This is a genomic window from Candidatus Chlorohelix allophototropha, assembly GCF_030389965.1.
Classification (GTDB): domain Bacteria; phylum Chloroflexota; class Chloroflexia; order Chloroheliales; family Chloroheliaceae; genus Chlorohelix; species Chlorohelix allophototropha.
On record NZ_CP128399.1, the window covers coordinates 1,915,383 to 1,940,964 of the forward strand.

General features: G+C 43.5%; 18 protein-coding genes and 1 pseudogene. 7 read left to right on the plus strand and 12 right to left on the minus strand.

Annotated features, from left to right (window positions below):
* Positions 1-195 precede the first annotated feature (195 nt).
* Positions 196-2,367 (minus strand): hypothetical protein, encoded by a 2,172-nt coding sequence (locus OZ401_RS08490; RefSeq protein WP_341467800.1) that lies wholly within the window; start codon positions 2,365-2,367, stop codon positions 196-198.
* Positions 2,368-2,507: 140 nt separating this feature from the next.
* Positions 2,508-4,049: a bifunctional glycosyltransferase/class I SAM-dependent methyltransferase gene (locus OZ401_RS08495; protein ID WP_341467801.1), complete on the minus strand. Its 1,542-nt coding sequence runs from the start codon at positions 4,047-4,049 to the stop codon at positions 2,508-2,510.
* A 230-nt stretch (positions 4,050-4,279) separates the two neighbouring features.
* Here OZ401_RS08495 and OZ401_RS08500 point away from each other — a divergent pair, with 230 nt between their 5' ends.
* Positions 4,280-5,479, plus strand: a complete 1,200-nt coding sequence (locus tag OZ401_RS08500; RefSeq protein WP_341469865.1) for a transposase — start codon at positions 4,280-4,282, stop codon at positions 5,477-5,479.
* A 109-nt stretch (positions 5,480-5,588) separates the two neighbouring features.
* Here OZ401_RS08500 and OZ401_RS08505 read toward each other — a convergent pair whose 3' ends face one another.
* From OZ401_RS08505 to OZ401_RS08515, 3 genes are all read right to left on the minus strand, one after another.
* The gene (locus OZ401_RS08505) at positions 5,589-6,530 is read right to left on the minus strand and encodes a GDP-L-fucose synthase family protein (RefSeq protein WP_425607615.1); all 942 of its coding nucleotides are present in this window, start codon (positions 6,528-6,530) and stop codon (positions 5,589-5,591) included.
* A gap of 143 nt (positions 6,531-6,673) precedes the next feature.
* Positions 6,674-9,202: a glycosyltransferase gene (locus tag OZ401_RS08510; RefSeq protein WP_341467803.1), complete on the minus strand. Its 2,529-nt coding sequence runs from the start codon at positions 9,200-9,202 to the stop codon at positions 6,674-6,676.
* A gap of 84 nt (positions 9,203-9,286) precedes the next feature.
* A complete protein-coding gene (locus OZ401_RS08515) occupies positions 9,287-10,483 on the minus strand; it encodes a glycosyltransferase family 4 protein (protein ID WP_341467804.1) in 1,197 nt (398 codons plus the stop codon).
* Between the two features lie 402 nt (positions 10,484-10,885).
* Between OZ401_RS08515 and OZ401_RS08520 the strand changes: the two genes are divergently transcribed.
* From OZ401_RS08520 to OZ401_RS08530, 3 genes are read left to right on the plus strand one after another with little or no spacing between them, the layout of a single operon-like run.
* Entirely contained in the window at positions 10,886-11,230 is a 345-nt protein-coding gene (locus OZ401_RS08520; protein WP_341467805.1) for a MazG nucleotide pyrophosphohydrolase domain-containing protein, read from the plus strand.
* A 3-nt stretch (positions 11,231-11,233) separates the two neighbouring features.
* Complete coding sequence (locus OZ401_RS08525; protein ID WP_341467806.1) at positions 11,234-11,728, plus strand: type II toxin-antitoxin system VapC family toxin; 495 nt, start codon at positions 11,234-11,236, stop codon at positions 11,726-11,728.
* 37 nt (positions 11,729-11,765) lie between these two features.
* Positions 11,766-12,806 carry an NAD(P)H-dependent glycerol-3-phosphate dehydrogenase gene (locus OZ401_RS08530; RefSeq protein WP_341467807.1) on the plus strand — a complete coding sequence of 347 codons (1,041 nt, stop codon included), beginning with the start codon at positions 11,766-11,768 and terminating at the stop codon, positions 12,804-12,806.
* 309 nt (positions 12,807-13,115) lie between these two features.
* On the opposite strand, the gene ybiA is transcribed toward OZ401_RS08530, so the two are convergent.
* Both ybiA and OZ401_RS26015 read right to left on the minus strand, forming a co-directional pair.
* Complete coding sequence (gene ybiA / locus OZ401_RS26010; protein ID WP_486599295.1) at positions 13,116-13,547, minus strand: riboflavin biosynthesis intermediates N-glycosidase; 432 nt, start codon at positions 13,545-13,547, stop codon at positions 13,116-13,118.
* Between the two features lie 69 nt (positions 13,548-13,616).
* Positions 13,617-14,120: pseudogene (locus OZ401_RS26015) on the minus strand (protein-tyrosine phosphatase family protein); the annotation flags it as partial.
* 609 nt (positions 14,121-14,729) lie between these two features.
* Here OZ401_RS26015 and OZ401_RS08540 point away from each other — a divergent pair.
* Positions 14,730-17,723, plus strand: coding sequence for an alpha-galactosidase (locus OZ401_RS08540; RefSeq protein WP_341467809.1), 2,994 nt, complete (start codon positions 14,730-14,732; stop codon positions 17,721-17,723).
* Between the two features lie 49 nt (positions 17,724-17,772).
* On the opposite strand, the gene OZ401_RS08545 is transcribed toward OZ401_RS08540, so the two are convergent.
* From OZ401_RS08545 to OZ401_RS08555, 3 genes are all read right to left on the minus strand, one after another.
* Positions 17,773-19,062: an NAD(P)/FAD-dependent oxidoreductase gene (locus tag OZ401_RS08545; protein ID WP_341467810.1), complete on the minus strand. Its 1,290-nt coding sequence runs from the start codon at positions 19,060-19,062 to the stop codon at positions 17,773-17,775.
* Positions 19,063-19,113: 51 nt separating this feature from the next.
* Entirely contained in the window at positions 19,114-20,235 is a 1,122-nt protein-coding gene (gene lgt / locus OZ401_RS08550; protein ID WP_341467811.1) for a prolipoprotein diacylglyceryl transferase, read from the minus strand.
* Between the two features lie 78 nt (positions 20,236-20,313).
* A complete protein-coding gene (locus OZ401_RS08555) occupies positions 20,314-22,059 on the minus strand; it encodes an ArnT family glycosyltransferase (RefSeq protein ID WP_341467812.1) in 1,746 nt (581 codons plus the stop codon).
* A gap of 138 nt (positions 22,060-22,197) precedes the next feature.
* Between OZ401_RS08555 and crcB (OZ401_RS08560) the strand changes: the two genes are divergently transcribed.
* Together crcB (OZ401_RS08560) and crcB (OZ401_RS08565) are read left to right on the plus strand one after the other, a co-directional pair.
* Complete coding sequence (crcB, locus tag OZ401_RS08560; protein WP_341467813.1) at positions 22,198-22,572, plus strand: fluoride efflux transporter CrcB; 375 nt, start codon at positions 22,198-22,200, stop codon at positions 22,570-22,572.
* A 20-nt stretch (positions 22,573-22,592) separates the two neighbouring features.
* Complete coding sequence (gene crcB, locus OZ401_RS08565; protein ID WP_341467814.1) at positions 22,593-23,048, plus strand: fluoride efflux transporter CrcB; 456 nt, start codon at positions 22,593-22,595, stop codon at positions 23,046-23,048.
* Positions 23,049-23,064: 16 nt separating this feature from the next.
* On the opposite strand, the gene OZ401_RS08570 is transcribed toward crcB (OZ401_RS08565), so the two are convergent.
* Positions 23,065-23,586 (minus strand): thioesterase family protein, encoded by a 522-nt coding sequence (locus OZ401_RS08570; RefSeq protein WP_341467815.1) that lies wholly within the window; start codon positions 23,584-23,586, stop codon positions 23,065-23,067.
* A gap of 19 nt (positions 23,587-23,605) precedes the next feature.
* Positions 23,606-25,168 carry an MFS transporter gene (locus OZ401_RS08575; RefSeq protein ID WP_341467816.1) on the minus strand — a complete coding sequence of 521 codons (1,563 nt, stop codon included), beginning with the start codon at positions 25,166-25,168 and terminating at the stop codon, positions 23,606-23,608.
* Positions 25,169-25,582 lie beyond the last annotated feature (414 nt).

Here is a 25,582-nt window from a genome sequence, read left to right on the forward strand (position 1 = left end):
GTGGGTGAAGACTTGCCACAGTTTTTAGCACGAAAAATAAGGTACTAATGACCTTGCAGTCATCTACTCTAGGGTAGCGGCAGGGTTTGACGAGGGGGTAGGAGTGGTTCGATTTTGACCCACTAATCGTCCGAGATTAGCCACTTTTCTTGTGTTTTGGTAATTACTGTTTCATCCTACTGGATTTTACAACCTCTATTTTTCGTAACCGACATACTTGAGTAAAGCGGTCACCGGACGACCATCGTTTCCAGGTAAATTTTGGTATTGGGAAAAACGAAGGTCGATACGGTGATTAGTTACGGTTCCGGTTATAGGTACTTGTATTTCAAAATCCCCAAGAGTCAACTGCTTTGTAGCAACAGTAACACCATCACTGAGTATTTCAATGTTTGAGGTAAAGGATTGGTTATCTATTAGGGGTATCATGCCTTTGATAACCAGTTTAGCGGTACTGGTGGGTTGTGCTAGGCGGAAGAAAACTGCTTCGGATGCCCAGCCATCTTCGTACATTCCAGAATATTCTAGATTTGGATTAGCCAAATCCGCTGGGAATTGAGATACTGCTTCCGGCGCTTTTAGTTGGTTATTTGGTTTAGTTGAAACCCGTTGTAAAAGCAACCATTCATATGAGAGAGTATTTTGATAACCGATTTCTTTCCAACCAAAGTTTTGTGGGAATTCTAAAAATGATTTATACAATGGATTAGTTTTTAGTTTCTGTAGGATATTTGAATCAAGATAGAATAGATTAATATTCTTGGAGGCTAGAAAATCAGGTAAAGCTGTATTAGGCTTAATTTCATCCAATATTGAATAATCAAAAGCACTACTATAGCCTTTTCCAATATAGTTAGAAATATCAGAAGCGAATTCACCTTTAAGAAAAACTGTATCAGGTTTTTCAATCAGCGCAGTGTAGGGTACCAATCTACGGTAGTCATCTAAAAGAAGGCGAGGATGGACATGATTCTGATCACTATAATAAACGGGAGCTATTATTAAGCCTATCACCATAATTACTGGAATTGACCATGAATATTGTTTTAACGAATTTGACCAACGATTGAAAATAATAAATATAGCCATACCAAAAAGAGCCATAATAATCAAACCCAAACTAAAAAGATAGGAAGGTCGAGGTCTTTGAGTTGGTATAATAAAAAATGTAACGACTCCAACAGAACCCATTAACATCCATCCCCAAATTCGGCTTTTTATCCAATTCTGCCACCAATACACTCTATTTTTTAGAAATAGAACAAAACCGGTTAATAAAATTATTATAAGTCCTATACTAAGAATCAGCGCAATATTAGAATTATATTCTACAGGAGCATAATCTGGGTTAACATTGCCAGAAGTGGCATTGAAAAGAAGAACTTGCAAACCGTTAGGAGTTAAACTAAAGTTCCAGCTAAAGTGTTCTATTGTTGCCTGAGGATTTGCTGTGAGCATTTCTACTAAGGAAGGCATCTTTTTACCAAAAGTAGTTTCCATTAGCTGACTACAGTCAGTCCAAGGGCTTTTATTCCATTCTGGATGTCGCTGTTGATAGCCAAAAGCGTAAACTTGACACATATTAAGAGTATGTTTTATCCCAGATACTTCGCTTAATCTACTAAATTGGACTGTGGAACGGGAGAAGAAAAAAATTACAAGCAGAATTGCGACTACTAGAGGTGCCAAGTAGGCTAGCAAATATTTACGCCACTTAAGGTTCTTTATATCGGATGCTTTTCTCCTATAAGCTATTTCATACACAAAACATATAATTGCAAAAAGTACAAAAGTTATGGCATATTCGTTTCGAACCAGAATACACGTACCTAATAATAAACTAAGAGTAACTCCCCTGCCCATTAGGGTAGGTTTCCATAGGATTAGAAGCCAAACTGAGAGGATTGGTATAAGTGCGAATAGGTGAACCTCATATAAAGAATCGAAATTTATAGGCAAAATCACCCACCATACTGCAACCAACCAGGCTATGAACGAAGGCAAAAGTCTCCGCATTAATGCCAGTACCATTACACACAGAAGTAAAACAATAATCATACGATGTAAAATTGTTACACTATATACATCCTGAGTAAGATGCAGCAGGCTACCATAAAATGTTGTGTATAGCGGAGACCAAACTATGTTATCGGTAAATTTATTAAACCAACCAAAGGCATCTGTAAAATAAGAAGAAGTATCACCAAAAGTCAAGTCGCGAAAAAGCCACATTCCCCAAATTATTTTCAACTGTAGAAGAAAAATAGTCAGGTAGGCAAACCATGGTTCTTGGAGACGGTTAACTAATATGTTTAATTTAGTAATTTGCAGCACTTTACTTAACGAGGATTGGGAAGTTGAAATCAAAATCAATAGACTCCTTAGAAGAATAATTATGAGAAAAGGCGTTACACTGCTTACATTCTCCAACTCGCAAATTTGAACCTAATTGTGTATCGCTGCTTCTCCAAAAATTCATTATATGTTGAGCAGCTTGTATATAGAAGTTAGTTATTTGGGTGGACTATATAAATATTTTGATAACCAAATAAATCCGGTAGAAACCAAGTAATTAAGGTCAATAGTCGTGTAAAGATGCGTAAAATAAAGCTGTTTTTGGGGGTTTTAAATAATTCTAAAGGCAATATTGTTACCTTCTGATCAATTATTTTATAACCCATTTCTTCAATAAATCGGCATCCTGAACCACGGGTATAGAACCTTAAATGCGTTTTATCGAGTATTCCTCTTTGAGAGTAGTTAAATTTACCGAACAGTAATGCTAACCGAACAGTAATATTTGCAACATTGGGAAGTGAAATGAGAATATTACCATTTGGCTTAAGTAAATCTTCACAATCTTTCAGCAAGTTACCGGGATTGACAAGGTGTTCTAAGATATCCAATAATAAAATAACGTCAAAGGCACGTAACTCAAGGGTATCCTTAACCTCTTTCAGCCCATTATTTAAATCAGCTTTTAAATAATGTTCAAAAGCAGAAATATTTTTTGGTTGGCTCAATATATCCACACCAATTACTCGATTATCTTTTTTTGCAATCTCCTTTGCAAAATATCCTTCACCACAACCAATATCAAGAATATATTTATTTTTACCAACCAAATTCATAATCAATTCATGACTAGAATTCTCATCCTGTTTGAGTGGGTAGTGGTTAAAATATTCCTCATATTCTGGGTAACATTCCATTGATCTAGCAGTAAGCTTGTAACGGAGCACTGATCTTATAACATTTCGGGCATAACGTAACCCATTTACGTAGCAAATTTCATCGCCATAATAGGTTGGAATAGGGGTCTCTATGATTCGGAAGCCTTGATGCTGTAGTTTTATAATAATTTCTGTGTCAAAATGAAAATCATTAGTCATCTTGGTGAAGTCTATTTGGCGCAAAGCTTCAATGCTGTAAGCACGATAACCGCTATGAAATTCAGTTAGGTTTAGGCCAATCAAACGATTTTCTAAATAGGTGAGGATGCGATTACCCATATATTTGTAAATAGGCATACCACCCTTGAAAGGACCACCGTACTCATTCATCATGCGAGAACCAAATACCGCTTCTGCCTGAGATTGAGCTAAGGGTAGAATCAGTTGCGACATAATCTCTGGCGCATACTGACCGTCTCCGTGAAGAAGCACAACAATATCAAAGCCTTTTTCAATAAAATAACGGTATCCTGCTTTTTGGTTACCGCCATATCCTAAATTCTCTTTATGTTTTATGACTGTTAGCTTTTCTCTGCCTCTCAACACTTTGTAGCCAATTGCTAATTCATGAGTAGCATCCTTGCTAGCATCATCTAAAATTATCACTTCCTCAACAACTTCCCATACGTCTTGTGGAATCCGATCAAGAACCTTAGCTAACGTAGTAACCGCATTGTAAGCTACTATAAGGATTCCTATTCGCTTGTTAATTTGTTCAATCGGGAATTTATTATGTTGGAAGAACGAGTCAGTTATTGATAATTGGGAACCATTTGATGTTGTAAACCTCAAAGGAGTAGAACTTTTTTTTGCCATTTTAAACTAACTCCATTTTAAATTGACGTTTAGATAAACCAAAGGGCAAGCAGTGTTGGCACAACTTGCCCAGACGAGTAATGTTCTAATTGAGAAAGGACACTACTCGTATGAACCTTAACACACTTAAAGAATTTCGGCACGAAATCTATGACTGCTTTGAATACGCCAGTGACGCATTGTTTAATCTGGCGGATGCCCTTATGACAGAAAGCTAGGCTCAATCGGTACTGGAACTGACCCTTTCGCCCAATTTTGAGCGAAAATGGCCCAGTTTGTATGAGGCTTTGCAAATGGGTCAAGTTAACCAAACTCGCTTCGAGCAAACCATGGTGCGCTACGCCCCTCATCCCTTCGATGGTGAAAGATTGGTACTGGCAGTGGATGCTACCAATATCGAGCGACCCTTTAGCACTACATCTGCAGATCGTGGCTGGCTTTACAAACACAATCTGCCCAATTGTGATAAGCCCGTGACCGTGGGTTGGCAATTCTCGACCGTGGTGGTGGTGCCGGCTCAAACCAGTAGCCATACATACATTGTCTCCAACCGCAGGATCAAAACCAGTCAAACACCAGCAGAGGTAGCCAGCCAGCAACTGAGCGAATTGCGCCCATATTTTGCTGAAAGACCGCTCAATCTGGGAGACCGGTACTACCCCACCAAAGCATTTATTCAAAATAGCAGTAAGGACTATGACTTGCTGCTGCGGCTCAAGTCTAACCGAGTATTCTATCGAAAAGTGGTGAGAGATGAGCAGAAACGAGGTCGCGGCGCTCCCGCTAAACACGGTGCTCGTTTCCAATGTAATGATCCCAATACGCACGGTTTGCCGCAGCGAGTGTGGGTTGGGACGGACGAAAATGGACACAAACTGGTAGTAAGCGCATGGACTGAGCTGCATTTGAGGGAAGCACCTGAACTGGCACTGAGCATAATCCGAATACAGCGTGAGGCAGCCAGTGGTAAAACCCATGACCCTCTGGAAAGTTGGTATGTGTGGTCGGGTCAAACTGAGCTTGACCTGACGCAAGTCTGGTCGTATTACAAGAGGCGTTACTCGATAGAACACGGCTATCGTTTTGACAAACAAGATTTGTTGTGGGAAAAACCACGCTTGCGCTATCCGAGCCAGTTTGAGTTGTGGACGGCGATAGTCAGTTTGGTACACGACGAATTGCAAATCGCTCAAGGCTTGGGCTTGGAAGTGTTGCGACCTTGGGAAAATAGTCAACGAAAGCCAAGCCCTCAGCAAATTCGACGAGGCTTGTCCGGAATAATTGTGCAGTTGGGCAGTCCGGCCAAAGCCAGCAAAGTGCGAGGAAATGGGAAGGGTCGAGCGGTTGGCACCAAAGTAAGACCGGCTACCCGCTATAAGGTGGTCAAAAAGGGGTTTTCTACCTCTAATTTGACGAATATTCGCTGTTAAATTTGCTGGTAACTGGCTACAAACTGTCATTCTTTTGTAAGTTCCGATACGGGTTTCTATTTCCTATAGCCCCGTTTATCTAAACGTCAATTTAAAACTTCACTACAATTTATTTTTCAAGTGAGTAGAGATACCATTCTATTGTCTCTTTTAAGCCTTCACTGAAACTGGTGCTGGATTTGAAACCGAATTCTTGCTCTGCTTTGCTTACATCAAGTTTGCGACGCGGTTGCCCGTTCGGTTTGGTAGTATCAAAGGTGATTTTGCCCTTGAATCCACAAAATTCGGCTATAGTAACGGCCAGTTCTCGGATGGAAATCTCATAGCTTGAGCCGAGGTTTACGGCATCACTTTTGTTATATAATTCGGTAGCCATTACTATACCGCGAGCGGCATCATCCACGTAAAGAAATTCGCGTGTTGGTGAACCATCCCCCCAGACTGTAATTTCCGGTAGGTTCTCTTTGCGGGCATCAATACATTTTTTTATCAGGGCGGGAATTACATGTGAGCTTCTCGGATCAAAATTATCATAAGGACCATAAAGGTTAACCGGCAGGAGGAAAATACCGTTAAAAGCAAATTGCTGACGGTATGCTTGGGCTTGGACTAATAACATTTTTTTTGCCAAACCGTAGGGCGCATTCGTCTCTTCAGGGTAACCGTTCCAAAGGTCGTCTTCCTTGAACGGCACGGGGGCAAATTTAGGATATGCGCAAACTGTGCCGACTGCCACAAACTTCTCAACCTTATGTTGGCGAGCTTGCTCCATCATTTGAATACCCATAATCAGATTATCGTAAAAAAAATCGCCGGGATGTTCTAAATTAGCGCCTATCCCACCAACTGTAGCAGCCGCATGGATTATTATCTGTGGGTTTATATCTTGATACAATTGAATTACTTGCTCGTTATTTCGCAAGTCATATTCAGCCTTGCGCGGGGCAAAAATATGTTCACATCCTTTTTCTCTCAAATTATTGATAATGCTACGACCTAAAAAGCCATTACCGCCTGTTATCAAAATCCTTTTAGCAGTGAACAATTTTATGCTTCCCTTCATTTTGTAAAAAATAAGCATTCTGGGACTTGGGCAGAAATTAACTTTTTCTCATATGTTTGTTATTTAATCAAATTATAAGGCTTATACTACTTCTGTGCAAAATATTTTAGTTGAAATATTTAAACTAAGCCTTAATAACGTAAAATACCAAGTCGGTATAGCTTATGATAAATTATATGCTTTTTTAAGTAAGGCAGTATTTTGTAATAAATTTCAGCTTCAGAAACATTTCTTCCGATATATTGCTCTCTGAGCCTGCTAGACTCTTTTGCGCCTATGTCATTTATTCTCGCTTGACTCTTTTGTTCAGTATGTACCCTAAAAGCGCCTAAAAATCGTGGCAAACGAGCGAATGTTGCATTTGCCGCGCGGAAGCGAAGTAAAAGCTCCCAATCCATTGCAAATTGAAAATTCTCATCAATCTTTCCGCCAACTTTTTCCCATAAGCTACGCCTCCAGAATAGAGTTTCTTGTGGTATATAATCAGCCCATGAAAGAATATCTTCCATTATCGGCAACCCATGACGGTGCGGCGGCAGAATCCAGCGTCCTACCTCCCGGTCGTACTCATTAATGATTACACGCTGTCCATAAACTACATCTACTTGCGGATGCTCGATAAAAAATTGTGCTACATAAGCTAATGTACCGGGTAAAAGCAAATCGTCTGAGTTTAAATAAGCCATAATTTCCCCATTAGTGTTTTGGAAACCCAAATTAATTGCGTGCGCTTGCCCTTTATCCTTAGCAGATTCCCAGCGTGTTAGCTGTCCAGAATAACGTTTTAAAATCCTAACCGTATTATCAGAGGAACCGCCATCTTGAATGATGTACTCCAACTTTGGATATTGCTGGTCTAGGACACTTTTTATGGTTCTTTCGATAAATTCTGCGTGGTTATAGCTAGGAGTAACAATTGTAATTAAAGGAGGCGCTTTCAACTTTTTGGTTTTATAGTATCTAGTAGGTATCTTTAAGGTTTTGTGCGGGTACTGATAAAGCACTCCTAGTTGAAAGCCGAACAATTTTTTGACCAAATATGGTCTGATTTCATTGAATAAATTCTTGTTGCCTAAAAAACGCTTGAAAAAAATAGAGTTGTTGACTACCTTTAGCTTGTGAGAAAATTCAGTCCGATTGCCTTCTGCGTCTAGCGCTCGAATTACAATCAGATGATTCCCATTTAGTACCTCAGATAAAGGAAAATGGCTTTGAAACCCACTGTTGATCGCGTTAGGGTGGTTATATCTCTGATATACATCAGGTCTTTCTATTCCATAATTTATCTTCCCAAAATATCGATTGTCTATGAAGAGATCGAGATTAGCTATTGGGGCAATGGTTGAAAATATCCAACCAGCTACTTCCAAATTACTTGTTAAAACTATGCTGCTTCTTGGTTTATCAAGATATCCGAAATAAACCTGATTAGATTCTGGAATTAAAGAGATTGACTTAGCACTTTCGTTTTCTATCAGGCTGCTAATCACCTGTAACTTTGTATCAGTTTCTGTCCTTTTACGCTCAAATTCTTGTATTAATTGTTCTTGGTTAACTACCAAACTGTCTATAATTTTTAATCTTGCATCGGCGGCTGACCTCAAAAGCTCATTTTCTTGTACTAACTGTTTTTGGATGTCCTCCAAGCTGTTTATATCTTGTAATCTTGCATTAGCGGCTGATCTCAAAAGCTTATTTTCTTGTGCTAATTCATTGATTATCTCATGACGCAACTTAGCATGAGTCTGAAAGTATGATAATTGCCCTTCAATGGCAGTCTGTCCTTCTATATAGGCAGCTTCGATGTAATCAAATGATATATTCACAGGATTAACGGTTCGTTGCAATACTAAGCCCATTGCCAAATACTCTCTTATTGGTTCAGTGCGCTCATCGTGAAGCTGGGTTTTTTGCCAAAAGTCATGAACTTGCTCTAAGGTTAAATTCTCAAATTCAGGTGGCAAGGTTATAGGTGTAATATCAAAATAGTCACTGATTTGGTCAAATAAATGTCTTGTAGCATTTATAGAAAATGGATAGGCGAATTGGCGTTGATAAAGGGGTTTTTCTTTTTCATCAGCTTGTTGTTGCTGCTGAGGCGCTACGTCAAAGGTTATAAGCAAATAACCGCCCGGTTTAATTACTCGCGCAATTTCAAGAAGTGAAACACGGTCATTTCCCGGCGCTATATGCTCTAAACATGAGACAAACGTTATAATATCAAAACTAGCATCTTTAAAAGGGAGCTTTTCCGCTCGCGCATTTAAGTATTCAACCTCTGAGCCATAAAAGGCATTCAGATTATTATCAATTAAAAAATCAATGTCTTCTTTCAGTGGGTCAATTGCGGTAACTGCATGTCCTCGGCTCGAAATCCAATTACATAAAGGAACAACCCCACAACCAACATCCAGAACTTTGATTGATGTTTCTAATTGTTTTTCTAGCTTAGTAAACCAATTTGTGATAAAACCGTATTCCCTTTTACGAATTGCCCAAAAACAAACATTGGAGTATAAAATATAATTTGGATATTCCGCCCAACTGGGTTGTTTATTTTTTGCTGCATCTCGAAGATTTTTTAGTGTAAGGTAAAAATCATTAGTAGCTAGTTGTTCTTCATCTTCCGAGTTAAAGTCAGAAAACAGCTCACAAGTCATATTCACCCCCAATGGTTGATTGACTAATATACTTCCTTCTTTATTTGCTCTGGCAAGGCTTACGCAACCAAATACAAAGTATTGTTATTTAAAGGACATAACTGATTCATAAAATTTTTTGAGTTCTTGACAATTTTCCTGCCAATTTAAGTGTACTTTAGCAAATTCGTATGAACCTGTGGATAATCTGTGGTAAAGCTCATTATCTTGGAGAAGTTCTTTTACAGCATTTGAAATTTGAATCTCATCTGCATTAGGTAAGATATAAGCGTTTTCTTTGTGTGTCAAGTAATATGCTAAATTTGTAGCTGGAAGAATTATTGGTTTCCCCATCGCAAGAAATTCGGGGAGTTTGGAGGGAAGGCGATAATTATTGAATTCATTGGGATAACCGGGCTGGACAAATATATGCGCTAAACTTAAAATTCGGGGAATCTCTTTATAATCTATATGACCTAATTCTACAGAATACTTTTTTATCCATAGTTCGTCCTCTCTAAGAAATTCACAGCCGTCATATCCCGTTCTTACCAAAAAAGTGTTATAACCCTGTTGGTTAAGCAAAGCTATAGCAAGATATAAACTTCTTACTTCTTCTGCATTTGCTTTATGCACGCTACCGGTATAGCAAATCACTGTACTATTTATTGGTATGCCCAAACTCTTAGCCAGTAGTTGATCTGGTTCTCTTGGGAAAAATATTGAGGTATCTACTCCGGGGGTTAACAAATGTATAGGCACTTGAGCAGGCATTAGGTTTTTTAGTGAATCAATTATTACTGTTATACCATCCGCGGAAGCTAAAAAGTCACGATAATTCACAGGATGCGATAAATGTACTGGATACACCCCATTCATTTGGTAGTTTTGATTGCCACCTAGCTCTTTTTTTAGTATAAAATCCTCATTGTCTTCCATATGAATAAATTGTTTAAAGCGGTAATTGCTCCTTAATTCCTCACAATACTGGCGTACTATTTCTCGTGGTGTCCAAGCATGTACTATGTCAGGTCCTTTAGAATTATTAAAAAGCCGTTTTAGATTTCCAATCTCTCTAAAATTGGCTGTTTTATATAAGTTCCCCCCAATTTCCCTGATAGTTTCCTTATTATCAGGTACAGCTACTATGCAATCTATGCCACTAACAACCAGATTATTAGCTATATTATGAACATGAATAGCGCTGTTTGTTCCAAAATCATAATATAAAACAAATAGTAAATTTATTGAGTGCGTTTTTTTATTAAGTGATAACCAGCGTTTTTTTATTTGTGAAGACATCTGATAAAATATTGAGCGCCTATCTTAATCGCCAAACGCTCTAATAAAATAACTCCTTTCTATTAGAATTCGAGCTATTTAAACTCAAACTAAATGGGTTTGTCAAAAATGAAAAGATATACTAGCTATTATATAATAAGGCTTTCAACGCTTTCAACAACGATACTGATCGAGAATTATTATACTCTGCCTCCTTTTGATGCCTAAGTGGAGTATATATTATAATCGAATAAGCATCAAAGAGATGTATTTATGGGCAGGAAAAGTAAGAGGAATACTAACATCAACTTGAAAGCCTTTCAAGAGAGGCGTTTATATTTTCCGCAATAGCGATGAAAATGACAACGTTCCACGCACTTTGAAACGGTAGCTAGGGTATTTTTGAAGAATGAGGTATATGGCATGAAAACCATCGCGGAACGCCAGCGCGAAGCAGCCCAAATGTTGGGCGACGATTTGAAGCATCCCAGAGTAGGCGCGGTGCTAGGGCTGGTCGAGGAATTGGGCGAACTGGTAAAAGAGGTGATGGAGTGCGAGATTTACGGAGTGGATAACCCCGAACTGCGCCATAAGATGGGCGATGAGGTAGCGGATGTGCTGTTCAGTTTGTTTGAGGTTTGCAGCGCGTACAATCTGGAACTGGAAGAAGTGTACGACCGCAAACTGGATAAAATTCGCGGCAAGTTGCCAGAGTGGCAGCTAAAATACGCTGAGGGCTTGCGCCGAGTGCGCGCCCGACTGGATTAAGCGATGGCGCAACAGAAACCCAAGCTAGTTTACTGGAAACCGGGCTTAGCGGTGAAGGCTTCCAAAGTGTATCTTGACGCTAATTTCATCGTCGCGCTGGCGCATCCCGCCCACATTTGGCATGCCAATGCGTTGGCGTTGTTGGCACATTTCAACGAGCGCAACACCGGGTTGACGCTTTCTTCGCTGGCTTTGAACGAGGCGATTTATCAGCTAATGCGCTTGCGTGAGAAGGAGAGCGAGTCGCCCGAAGCTGTCCCTAATCTGTCGCTGTGGCTGGACGATATTTTGCTGCGTTCGCCCCTCTTGCGCTTGTTTGAGCCGCCAGATCTTGCCTTTCATCGCAAGACCCTGAAAGCGATTGCCGAGCATGAATTAGACCCCACCGACGCTTTCCACTATATCGCGGCACGTCACCTTAATTGCCCGTTGCTTAGTAATGATGCCGGCTTTCAGAAAATTCCTGATGAACACCTACTCATAGTGACCTTCTTTTGATTGTGGTAAAATCGGGGAAAGTAGAAAGAGGATGGCTATGGCAAATAGTTCTTTTGTAACGGTTATCGGTAGTGGTAGCTGGGGTACAACCTTGGCTTGGCTGGTGGCGCGTAAGGGCATGCGCACAGTATTGTGGACGCGCACCCAAGAGGAAGCGGAGTTGCTACGCGCTGACGGTGAGAACAAACGCTTTTTACCGGGCGCGAAATTTCCTCCCGCGCTTGAAATAACCTCAGACCTTGAAAAAGCGATTTCCCCCGGCTGTGAAATGGTGATTATGGCGCCTCCTTCCGGCTTTATGCGCAACGAGATGCAGATGTGCCGCCCTTATTTCGACAGCCTCTCCGAAATGCCGGTGGTACTTAGCGCGGCGAAAGGCTTGGAAAAAGATAATCTCTACCGCATGACCGAAGTGATGGCGCAGGAGTGGCCCGAAGGGGAAGAGGCGGGTAAAATCTGCGCTCTTTCTGGTCCTAATCTGGCGCGGGAAGTGGCAGAGGGCAAGCCGGGCGCAACCGTTATCGCCGGGCGCAACGATGTTTCCACCACTCGCGCACAGCAGTTGATTACTTCTGCTACTTTCCGGGTCTATACCAACCCCGATGTGATAGGAGTCGAACTTGCGGGTGCACTCAAGAATATTATCGCGCTTGGCGCAGGGGTGGCGGATGGGCTGCATTCGGGCGACAATGCTAAAGGCGCGTTCCTGACTCGTGGTATGGCGGAAATCGGCAGGCTAGGGGTGGCATCTGGCGCAAATCCGCTCACTTTCCTCGGTTTGGCAGGGCTTGGCGATCTGGTAGCGACCTGTTTCAGCCACTACAGCCGCAACCGCCATGTGGGTGAAGAACTAGCGACTGGTAAGAGCCTTGATGAGATTCTCAAAAATATGACGCAAGTGGCAGAAGGGGTCTACACCACTGTTTCGGCGCGGCGGTTGGCTGCCCGTTTTGGCGTGGAAATGCCCATCACTGAACAGCTATACCAAATTATGTTCGAGGGTAAGAATCCGCTCATCGCTATCACCGACCTGATGTTGCGCGAACCCACCGGGGAGATGTACGGGTTTACGATATAAACGACATATCCTCCGATTGTATATTTGTAAGGCATGAAGTAACGATACTTAAAACCAACTACTCAAAGTCAATTATAATACCTTGATTGCTATAGATGTTCAGAAAAGGAATTGGACAAATACGGCGTTGGTTAAGCACAAACCTGCCTGAAGATTCCAATACTAAACTTGTACATCTATAGTATCCAAGGTTAACCGCTCTCTCCTACTTCTCCCTGTTTCTCGCTCACTTCCACAGACTGCTTACTAGTGCAACCTCGCTATGAAGTTGTGGTGAACTCAGATTACCTCTGCTGAACACAAATAACCCTATCGGCGCAGTTCTTCTCGCACTTCCATGAGGATTGTGCCGAGCATATTTTTCCCCTTGCCGTCTGCACCATTTCCCCAGTATTCGTCTTTGTCTTTGGAATCTTCCACCAATAAGCGGTTTCCGGTTCCCAGCAGTTCAGCCTGTATATCGGCATTAGTTTCAAATTTGCGGTAAACCGCTTTTTTCATTACACCATCCCGGAGTTGAAGCCAACCAGCACATTTGTGAGCATCAAATTTGTGAGCTAGGTCAAAGGCTTCTCTGGGACTATTCGCTTCCCGCACTTTATCGAAATAGGGTGTCCCTACAAATTTTTGAGCTTGGAAGTAATGTTCGCTGGTTTGCCAGTAATAGCCGTCCAGTTCAAAGCCATAGGGAGCAAAGTTGGTGAAATTGTAGTACGGCTTATCTTTGCTATAGAAAAGCACGGGTGTGGCATCTGGCTGATTCGGGGATTGGTTACGGATAGCCCATCGGTCAATCAAGGCGATCTGGGTGGGGTCTTGCGGGGATGTTTGCCTAGCATCGGGGGTGTCTTTGCGGAGTAAATTCATTTTGTCGATAGCCTGTCGAGCGGTAAGGCTTTTCTTTTCGATGAGATAGCACGAAACCACCGTTCCAGTGCGTCCTATGCCACCCCAGCAGTGGACATACACCGGCTTTTGTTGCATGGTGAACAGGTTAATCAACGTCAGAATTTCCGACATCTGAGTTTCGGTAGGCGCACTCTGATCACGTATGGGAGAACTGATATAGGTTAGTTGCAAACCTTTATCAATAGCAAGGCGCTGCAATACCGGGTTGTAGGGGCGCAAGCCTTTGCCGTTTCGGTCGTCGGGGCGGGTCAGGTCAATGAAAACTCTGATACCTGCTGCGACAAATTTCTCTAGACGTTGTCGTGCCACAGTGTCGTCCATATTACCGGGATACTCTCCAGCTAAAAATAGACCGGGAGTTACCCAATAACTGTCGAGAATGGGTGGTGTTTTGGATGCTGGCAAAGTTCTTTACCTAGTTCCTTTCATTTTGTAACGTATTGAGAGTACAGCTTTCTCCAACAAAAGAAACCATTTGGGAGAGGGCTATTGCTTTCGATATTCATTCAGATATAGCCGACATCAGTCGTTGAAAGTTTCAGCATATCCGGCTTTTATCGGGTATTATGTAGGTGCTTGCTACGCTAAGTTCCTTTTCACTCCTGCTTGCCCGTTCATAATAGGTGTTTTGTTAAATATGTCCAGTTTGTATCAACTTTTGGGCTATTTCTCGTCCGGTATGCGCTCCGAATCGCTGCATTACTTTTTGCAGATTTTCTTTTTCCAATCTGATTGTTGCAGCTTAGGTGATGAAGTAGATTGTACCGAGTAATGATACCCGATCTTTCTTAAGTTATCACTGATGGGCTAAAGTCATCAATTAGCGTGAGAAAAAACTAGTTTCTTGCGCTATTATTTTTACTTGATGAGGTTAGAGTAAGATTAAAATCTTAAAAAAACTATGCAAGGTCTTTACTTAAATTTTACATTCATAGAAAATAATAATGGTGAATATGCTTTTCTGTCGCATTAAATCGGGCGTTATGGCTTTTTCATTCGGAGAATATTGAACAATTGCAGAAATTACGACTTAGACGAATCTCAATACTTGCATTCACCCTGCTTTGCCTACTCGAAATTACCAGAGCAGGAGACGTAACCGCTGCGTCTTATACCAATGCCATCAACGCCACTGAAAAATTTAATAACCTTTGGTCACGCAACGATATGCCCGTTGCAGCAGGGGTAGTGGGGCGTAGTTGGCTATGGGGAACTCAACCCATTAAAGTTGATTTAGAACCTTACCTTGAAGCTCCGGGTGGTTCACGGCAAGTGGTTTATTGGGACAAGAGCCGGATGGAGATAAATGACCCCAATGCCGATCCTAATAGCCCGTGGTATCTGACAAATGGTTTATTGGTGAAAGAACTGGTGAGTGGGCAAATACAAATCGGCGACAACCGCTACAATGTTTCCTCTCCTGCTCTAATTCCGGTAGCGGGCGATCCCGCAGAAGTTAATCCCACTGCTCCTACTTACGCTACCTTTACCAATTTAGCTTCTTTAAATAATGATCATCGTGCTACCCAAAATATCGGCAAGCCTGTAAATCAGTGGATAGATAAAAAGGGAAATCTAAAGGTAGATAGCTTGCTCGAAGGCTATAAGGTGGTAGCTAGTTATTATGAGCCTTTAGTGGGACACAATATCCCGGATGTATTTATTAATTATTTTAATTCGATGGGTGCTGTTTACAAAGACGGTTATTACGCATATGACCGACTTTTTGATTGGGTTTTTGCAGCCGGTTTGCCGATAACCGAGCCTTATTGGACGGTAACAAAGATTGCCGGTAAAGAACAAAATGTATTGGTTCAGCTATTTCAGCGGCGCGTTCTGACCTATAACCCGGCAAACCCTCCCGAATGGCGCGTGGAAATGGGCAATGTAGGGCAGCATTATTATACGTGGCGTTATGGGTCGCTGCCTTCACCTTCTATATTGGGTACGCAAACTAGCAGTTTTGTACGCTTTGCTGACAACTGGCAAGGCGATAAATTGGTCGAAATCGGTAACGGCGCTATTCGGCGTGAAGTGCTTTTTGGGAGTCAGGGTGGCGCAAAATCAACCAGTATTCAGAATCTTCTGACAGGTCAGGAATATTTGTCCAATCCGGGGGCTGAGTTCAAGATTACTATGTCACACGAACTGGCTGGTGAACCGGATAATAATGTGGTACTGGATTCTGGGATGTTCCGCGCTACAGCTTTTGAATTACCGCTGCAAGGTATTACCGGGAGTGTGGCGCGAGTGCAGTTAGAAGGTGAGTTTCAAGGAGCGCTCGTAAAGGTATGGCTCAATTATCAGGCTTTATCGGCTGAGAACTTTATCAGGAAATGGATCGAGGTCGCGCCCTTTGAAGCGCCTGATTGGGTTATTAAGCAGGTTATTCTGGAAGATTGGCAAGCAATACCCGCGCTTGAGCCGATTGCACCTGTCCAACGCTTTGAGCAGACCTTTGGGGCGGGTGAACCGAACTACGATGCCTCGATAGTCAAAAAACAGGTAAATTTAAATTCATTGTCGGAGCGTTATTTTGTAGCAAATGAGTCGAATGCTATAGCTGCTCTGGATAGCCAAAAGGAAGGCTTGTATTTCTTTGACGAGTCGTTATTTGGGGATGAGCTTTTTACCAATAGTGGCAATTTGAAAGTCGGAAACACCGATTTTGTAGAAGCTACTAACGGCTTTAAGAGTGGCAGCAGCGTGCTTGGGGCGTGGAGCGGCAGCCTTGAGCTGGGATTTAAACGCTACAGCGAATTTTTGTACAACCATTATGCAATAGAGAAAGGCAAACGCGACCCGGTTTGGTTCAGCACTTGGTATCCGTATGAGCAGGATATAAACGAGAAACTATTGTCGGATGTGGTTGACCGCATGCAAGCGGCAGGTTTTTACGATATGTTGCATATTGATGCAGGTTGGCAATTCGGAGCGCCCCTTCAGGTTAATACCGAGCGATTCCCGAACGGGCTTGATCCGATAGTTTCTAAGCTTAAGGCAAATAATAAAACCCTTGGGTTATGGATTAATCCTTTCAGTCGCAGCTATGAAGCGCAAGAAGGCTATAACGAATTTGCCGCGCAACATCCAGAGTGGGTGGATACGCAAGACCCCAAGCAACGATTTTGCCCACTATCAGGCGCAGGCGATTATGTTCAGGCGCGTCTGCTAGAAATTGCCCGCAATTACCCGCTTGAAGAAATATATTGGGATGGTCGGGACTGGTATATCAGTGGTTGTCAGAGTAGCGAGAGTCGCTGGCGTACTCCTGACGAAGAACATCATGCGATGCTTAAATATTATGCTTCTCTCCTAAGTGATCTAAGAGCCATTCGTCCGGATTTGCGCGTTTCGTTGTGGAGTGCGCCTGCTAATGTTCATTGGCTGAGCGTGGTTGATCAAGTGCAACTATCTGACCTCGATACTCCTCCAATACTGGAAGCCGAACTGGCGCGCCGTCAGCAAATGTATCAGGCAACCTATCAGTATCCCTATAGCGCTATCTGGGGTGATTGGTACGGCGTAAATTATCGGCGCACTTTGATGCAGGGGTTAGGGCAGCCTTTGAACATTTTAAAGTACGCAACGGTTAGCGTTATTGGGAACGGGGCAACACAAGCGGCAGGCTCGCTTGATCTTACAAAAGTGCCCAAAGACTACCTGAGTTTTCTGAAGGAGCTATTCAACTGGCGCAAGCAATTTGCCCAATACTTTACAGTTTACCAGCATGTGCTTAACTTCCCTGACGGGGTGAATATTGATGGAGAAGCGCATATTTTGAATGGGCGCGGTTTTATTATCCTGTTCAATCCTTCGCCAAATTCTGCTCAGGTTGATTTGCCACTTTCAGAGCCAAGCCTTGAACTAAATGCCGCTACCGAGTATCTCATTAATGATTGGACAGCGCTAACTGCACCTATCCAGATGGGTAAGGTGAAACCCGGTGATACCTACATGCTCACCATTCCCGGCTATGGCTATCGGATAATCGGGGTAAATCTCTAAAAGGAATCAAAAAGCCCATATCCGATTAATAAGGATATGGGCTTTTGGTTTACAGCAGTTTGGCGATTTTCTCGCCAAGCTTGATACTATAGTTTTGACCTCGATCTTGTGGGTACACATGCGCCATATTTGCCAGATACACATTGGGGATAGGCGTTTCGTGCGGTGGAAGCTTGGAATAATAATCCATAGTTACAATTGGTTGCGCGTAAGGTCCACCCCAAACCCAGAAGCGGTTAATCCAGCTTTCATCAAAATCTGGGTTAATGCGCTTGATTGCAGGAATGAACTCCTTGACCATTTCCTCGGCGCTTTTGGAGAAATAGGGGTGCGTATGTGGCAAGTAATTGCCCATATAAAGCAAATGTTGCCCATCGTAGTCGGAAGTTGGCATAAAGTTGGTATGCTCCACCATTGCTAAGAAGGGATAGCCGGGATCGGTGATGCTCAACCAGTAGGCAGGCATTACCGAGCGTTTGAGCGACAATACTACAACTTGCGCCCCATAATGTTCTACCGAATTTGCCCCACCGTATTTTTCAATATAACTTTGCGGTAGGCTTGCTTCCGCCATTTTGGTAAAGACGCGGGTCGGGACTGTAGTCACTACTTTGTCGAAGATATACTCCTGTCCGCTCTCGGTAATACTCACCTTACCATCGGGCGTGGGTTTAATGGCGCTGATGTTTGCGCCGAAACGTACTTGCCCACCCGCTTTTTTAACCGCTTCCTCTAACTTGACATAAAATTTATTAAAGCCGCCCCGCATGTAGCCCAATGCAAAAGTGCGTTCATGGATACGACTCCACAACCAAGGCATGGCAATCTGATCGTACTTGTCGCCGAACTTGTTGACCAGTTGCGGTTTCCAAACCACCTCGTAACTGTTTTTGCCCATCCATTTTTGCACCCAAGCATTGGCGGTGGTTTTTGAAAGACGCTGGTAATTGCCTTCTAGCTTTAGATATAGCCCTACCACCCCCATGCGAATTCGGTCAATGAAAGGGATGGGCTTTAGGCGCAGGATACTGACCACTCCATCCAGTCGGAAAATCTTACCATCGCGCAAAATGGCAGAATTGGGCTTTTTCCAGACCATTTCAGAGGTAAGCCCAAGCTCGTCAATCAGGCGAATAATGTCTTTGTCCGTGCCGAAGATATGATGGTAATATTTCTCAAGGTGCGCCCCGTCTTTGCCCTTTGTGGTTACAGGGAAACTGGCAGCAAGCCCGCCCGACTCTTGTCCCTTCTCGAAGATTATCACTTCATCGCCTGCTTGCGCGCGGCGCAGCGCCACCGTCAAGCCTAGCACTCCGCCACCGATAACCCCTAATTTCATCTTTCTTCCTTTTTTTGGTTCAGTATATTGTCACGACTTATTTGTTATTATCTACTCTTGCTCATTACTTTCGGCGGTTTCTTTTTCCACCCGGGTCTCATTTTCTTTGCTGTTGGGTTCTTTCATTTCAGAAGGTGTAACTCTGGCAGCTACCCGCATGCTCAAGGCTTCTGTATCGGGCGTGGGTTGGCGATGGCGATAAAACAGCCAAAAACCGCCGCCCAGAATTAATATCAACGAAACCACCTGTGCTACTCTCAAACCGCTCGGTTCGCCACCGAAGTACAGACTGTCGGTGCGTAATCCTTCAATCAGGAAGCGTCCGATGGAATAAGCCACCATAAAGAGCAAAAGCAAATCGCCGTTACGTGGTCGCACCTTAAAACGACGCTCAAAGGTTTTGGGTTTCATAGCGATATAGAACAGCGCTAGGAATATGGCATATACCCACAATGATTCGTATAGGAAAGTGGGATGGAAAAGAGCGTTGGAATTTAGCCCGGAAGGATTCGCGGGTGGGCAGCGTAGGTCAACTGTGCCGGGGGTTAGCCCGGTGGTGCGATAATCGCAGGGGATTTTTATGCCGAAGAAATATTTGGTTTCGCGCCCATAAGCCTCATTATTGAAGAAGTTTCCCCAACGACCGATTGCCAGTCCTGCCGCCAACCCTACCGAACCGTAATCGGCAAAGCGCCAAAAATTGAGTTTAGCGATTCGGCAATAAACCCACGCGCCGATTACACCGCCCAATATTCCGCCCTGAATCGCGATACCCCCGCGCCATACTTCCAGCCCCCCCGCTTTTAAGGGATTGCCAATGCTAAAGATACTATCTTTGAAATTATCCCAAGTGAAGGCTACATACCATAGGCGCGCTAATACTAATCCGCTTACAAGCGTTACTACCAGCAGCACCCAGATGGTATCCGAGTTGTCACCGCGCCGTTCCGCGAGAAATTGCGCTACCAACGCTGCCAGCACCACCCCGACAGTAATAATCAGACCGTACCAGCGTAGTTGCAAACTGCCTATTTTCAATAAAACCGGGTCGTTGCCCTCTCCGGCGCGTAGCACAAAAAAAAGGACTAGCAGAAATCCATATGCTGCTAATATCCCGTAAAAGCTGAGAATAAATCTGGATAAACGGTATCCGCTTGTCTGTGCCTCTCTCATTGTTTCTACAGTTTTCCTTGTAATTAAAACATGCCGTTTCAAGTTTTAATACCCGCGAAATGATACCATGTTTGCGCTTTACCCGCAGCGTTTACTTTTATCCTTGTCTTTTGGTTCGTAGATGGTGGCGCGATCAGGGCAGGTTTGGTCGTAATTTTCCAGAATCGCGCTTGCCAATGCCGGAGATAGATAAATATCCTGCAATTGTCCGCCTTCGCTAACCCGTTTCTGGATACTCTCTCGCAGCACAATAATCGAGAATTTGCGCTCCCGCACCATTTGTACCAACTGGGATTCGTCCCAACGCCCGTAGAAAGTGGCATGGGTTTGAGTGAAGGTATCGGTGGTGAAAATGCGCTTTCCGGTAGGCATCACCAACGAAACATCATCACTGTAGATTAATGCGCCAGTATCGTTGGTAATAAATTGCACTACCCGGCTATAACCGTTAATTTGGTCGGGTTGGGGGACACGATATTGCAAGCCGAGCCATTCCGGGTCACTGAAACGGTCGTGCAGGAAGGTCAGGCTAGCGCGTGTAGGCGCAATTGAACCCAATACCGGGAAATCGGCAGGCTTGATCCGCCCTTCCGCTACAAACATTGCCAGCGCTTGTACTGCCAGTAGCAAGAGCGCTAACGGGTAAATCCAGCGATATATTTGCTTTGTGTCACTTTGCCACCATTCGCGCAGACGTGATAGGCTCAAGCCGACTCCTATACTCATCGCGGCGGCGAATTCAAGCAAGTGATTATGATTGCCGCCATACGTCCCTGCCGAGAACGTAACTAATAGCGTTGTAGCGGCATATCCCAAAAGCAAGGTAGCCGGGTTTTGCGCCAGCGTTGGAAAAGGATTGCGCCGTTTGAGCAGGCGTGGCAATATTTCTACTAGATAGAGTGTGGCAAAAAACAAAGCTACCACCAAATATATTTGATAATTCAGGGTAAAAGCAGAAGCGAATTTCCAGTAATTGCTGAAGCTCCACGGCAATTCGTGTACGGTGACAATGTGCCACCAGAACCCGCCGTTGCTCAGTAGATTCATTAGCCACATCGGCGCGAAACCGAGCAGTAGGTACAGCCCTAAAAACTTCAGTGCGGAGAGCGGTCGCTTTATCAGAGCGAAACACAGTACCGCAGCGGCGGCAGCGAAAGCGGTTTGCTTGGTCTGTACCGACATAGCTGCCATTAGCGCCGACAAATATAACCAGCCGTCTGTGCCTAGAAAGCGAAAAGCTCTTTGCCCCAAGTCCCACTTTGCCGCAAACCAAATTGCCAACAAATTAAAAAATACTGCGGTAATATCTGGTTTGACCGCGCCTCCCCAGAAAGCCACCAACCCCAAACTGCCCCAACTTGCCGCCGCTATAATTGCGCCACTAAATGAGGGCTTTGTACGAGTTTTGCCGTATAAAAGCACCAGCCTGAAAATTATTAGGGCGCTACCAAGCGTAGCGATAAACGAAATAAGTCTGCCCGGTTTGAAACTGCCGGGCATTATCTCCAGAAAAGGTAGATTCAGCCAATAATAGAGTGGTGTGTAAGGCGCAGAAATAAAAATCTCGCGTGAGGGCGGCGCGAATATATCCACACCTTTCGCCATCATTCCGACTTCCGATACAATCATCCCTTCTGATTCGTCCACTTGAAAAGGATAATTGAAAATTTGCCACATGATATTGAATGAGAAGATTATTTTAGCTAGAAGCAACCCGCCGAGTAGCAAAAACAGGGCTAAAACCAGCCAATCTGAGGCGGTAACGGGCAGTTTCAGCCCTGCTTTTACCGCTGGCTTTTCAAGATTCTTGCGAGATGTTTGCATAGCGCAATTTTAGCAGAAACCGCCGCTTGTACCAAACTTGTATTGATACTCGCGTTAGTATTCGCATTGATAATACTGCTCTACTGAAATATAATTTGCCCGTTACGATTGGCACTTTTAACTGAAACTGAAATATACATGGATTTATTATTGGTCGGGGCGGGCGGTTTTCTGGGCGCAAACGCACGTTATATCCTTTCCAGCTATGCTGCTCGCCGCCTCGGTACCGCTTTTCCTTATGGCACATTCTTCATCAATATTACAGGTAGCTTTATTCTTGCGCTTTTTTCGGCGTTGGCTTCGCGTTCGATATTAGCGGGGGTAGAGTATCGCTGGTTGGTGGCAGTGGGCTTTTGCGGGGGCTACACTACTTTTTCTACCTACACTTTTGAGACTCTGACCATGTTGCGGGAAAGAAATCTCAGGGCTGCTCTGTTGTTTTATTTGATCGGCAGCTTTATAGCCGGATTACTAAGCGCGCTTGTCGGGTTTTGGTTGGGGAATGTTTTTTAAGAAACGGGTGAATAAATAAATTGCGCAATTATTTGTTGGTAGGCATAGGCGGCGCGTGCGGTGCGATGGTACGCTACACCATGAACGGTTGGTTAAAGGGTGTAGTGGGTAATTTCCCGCTCGATACTTTTCTAATAAATTTATCTGGTAGTTTTATGCTTGGTTTGTTTCTAACTCTCTTAACCCGGCGCAATAGTGCGCAGGTGGAATTGCGGTTGTTGGTTGGTACGGGCTTTATCGGGGCGTACACCACCTTTTCCAGCTTTACCAACGAAGTGCTAACCTTGCTTCGCAGTGAAAATTGGCTACTCGGTTTGAGCTATTCGCTTGCCAGCCTTGTGGGCGGAATGTTGTGTGTTTGGGCGGGCTACCTAGGTGCAGTTATGCTGGAGGGTGGTTTGAAGAAAACAAAAGCAACAACCCATGAAATTAAACTCGCTGATGAGGCACAGCCCATTTCCGAAGGCAAGAAATGAGCCAAAAACCTCTACGCTAGCTTTCAAGGCTGGATAGTTGAATTGCGCCGGACAATTGCGGTTGCCAATCCAGCGCACGGAAACGGGTAAGGGTAGCCTTTAACTTTTCTAGTGTTTCAGGTTCAAATTCGGCGGAGCGACGCACCTTTAAATCCATGTACATTGCTACGCGCTCATCAACCGAGGCTACCCGCTTTCTGGTCAAATTTACGATGTGGTGGATAAAGTGTAAGCGTTTGCGATCATAATTTACCAACCCGGTATGCAACGCTACATGCTCTCCCACTCTTAGCTCGCTCAGGTAGCTGATAACTTGCTTGAGCGCAAAAAATCCCCGTTCACCTGAAACGATCATATCCTCCGATATTCCCACAAGTTTGAAAAATGGTTTGATGCCCATATTACCCACTCCGGTATAGTACATCACATTCATGTGACCGTTGGAGTCGATAAAATTTTCAGGAATAATCAACTCATGGGTGCGCGGTAAATTTAGCGCAACTTCGTAAAGCGCAATCGGGTCGGCAGTCGGCATCATTCTTGGAATTTCTCCTCCATCAGTGACCGCTACTTTTAATCAGGTCGTGGTTATGTGAGCGCATGTATAAAACACTTCCCAACGAGATTATACTCAATGCGGCAGAGTAAATCATCAAGCCGTAGAAGCCCCCCATATCTACAAAGATACCGCCAAGCCATGCCCCGATAAACTGTCCTACCCCTAGCAGGACAGAGTATAAGCCCATCACCGCCCCACGTTTACCGGGTAGGGTTTCTGAGATTGCCGCAAGGTGAATCAACGAAGCGGGGGTGAAACCGCTCATCAAGATTACGCCTAATATTAATAGCGGCAACAAAAACAATATAGTAGTTTTTGTCCCGTCCGTTAGGGTAGCGGGATTCTCACCCAATGAATTATAAAAAGTCAGGATTCCGGTGATAATTACCAACCCTATCAAGCCGACCATCATTACAGTGGTGCGGCGCAGACGCGGTACTATCAACATCCAGATTCCCATACCAACTAAAAATACCAGCCCGTAAGCGCCTACAATCATAGTGGCATCGCTGGGCGTAAAACCACCATAAAGTAATTGGTTAGGATGGCGTGTATCGGCATCTTGCCCGGCAAGCGCAAACTTAAAATCGTGCAACACTGAGTTGGCGAACTGCACAGTGGGGCGCGCCTCTGCCGAAAAAGTAATCGGGTCAATGGTTTTACCAACGTTGGGAGTAGGATAAGCTAGGATAATGGTTGTAAGCGTAAGGGCAGCGCCAAGAAACATATTAACCGCCAGCCACGAAGGAATAAAGGTGAATATACGCTTTTCCTTGATAACGCTTAAACTTTCTATAACTGAGCCTTGCGCTTTGGATTGCTCTTCGCGGGTGAGACTTTCTTCCATAAAGAAGTAGATACATAGGTAGGTGATAGCATAAATCGCGATAACTACTGCGAATCCGGCAGTTCCAAACAGCCTGTAAACTTGTCCACCGAATGGAATAGCCAGCGAAATACCACCTACAGTTGCTACTTCAAAAGCGGTGACTACTCGTGCCCGCAAGCGGTCTGAGCCGATGGTAGCGTCGGCAAGGTAGCCGAGGTTTGCCGGGGCATTAAGGGCGGTTGCCATTCCTTCCAACAAACGTCCTACCAGTAACATCAATAGCAAGGCGATAAGCGGCAGGTCTATAACACCTACGTTCGGTCTGGGGAAGATGATTGAAGCAAGCGCCAACATAAGAACAGCTATACTTCCAACTACAGGAGCATATAGCATGTAGGGTTTGCGCCCTTTGCGGTCGGATAAAGCGCCGATAAGCGGTGCAAATACCAACTCACTGATATAAAAAGCTTCGATAACTACTACTGCCAACACCGCCGATTCGAAGTTTTTCCCAAGATAAAAGCCCAGAATGACAAAACTTGTGCGGCTACCTATTCTAAGAAACAGGGTTGATAGAATACTGGCAACTATAGAACCTCTGCTGACCAGCAATTTCTCTTTTATGTTATCAAGAGGATGATGGTGTTGGCGTTCTTCTATTTCATGTTCTATTACTTCGATACCGTGGCTGGATTCATCTAATTCGCGTTTGATCGGTTCTTGCAAACTCATGCTAAAAATATGCTCCCTTGTCTAAGCTGGTCTTATTATGATTTAAAAATCCCGCCTAGCATTTTTTTTTCGGTAGGTAGTAATTATAAAAGAATAATGCAAAAAATTTACCATATTTTATCATACCTCTTAAAGGTAACCTAGAAACATTACTATTAGCATTAATACTGCTACAAATAGCATTAAATATACGTAAATCTGTTTGCTTGGTTAGATATATTCGGTTAGAGGAAAATTAATTTTCCTGAACTAAGCTTGATAACCCTCTAAGTTCGTGATAATGTATAATCTACCTAAAATATTGAAGTAGAATAGCTAATTCTGAAATCCCCTAAGAATCTACTCGAAATAATTACCGACAAGTTTACCGCTAAAGGGGCTAAAATAGAAAAGATACTACACTTTATCACTAGC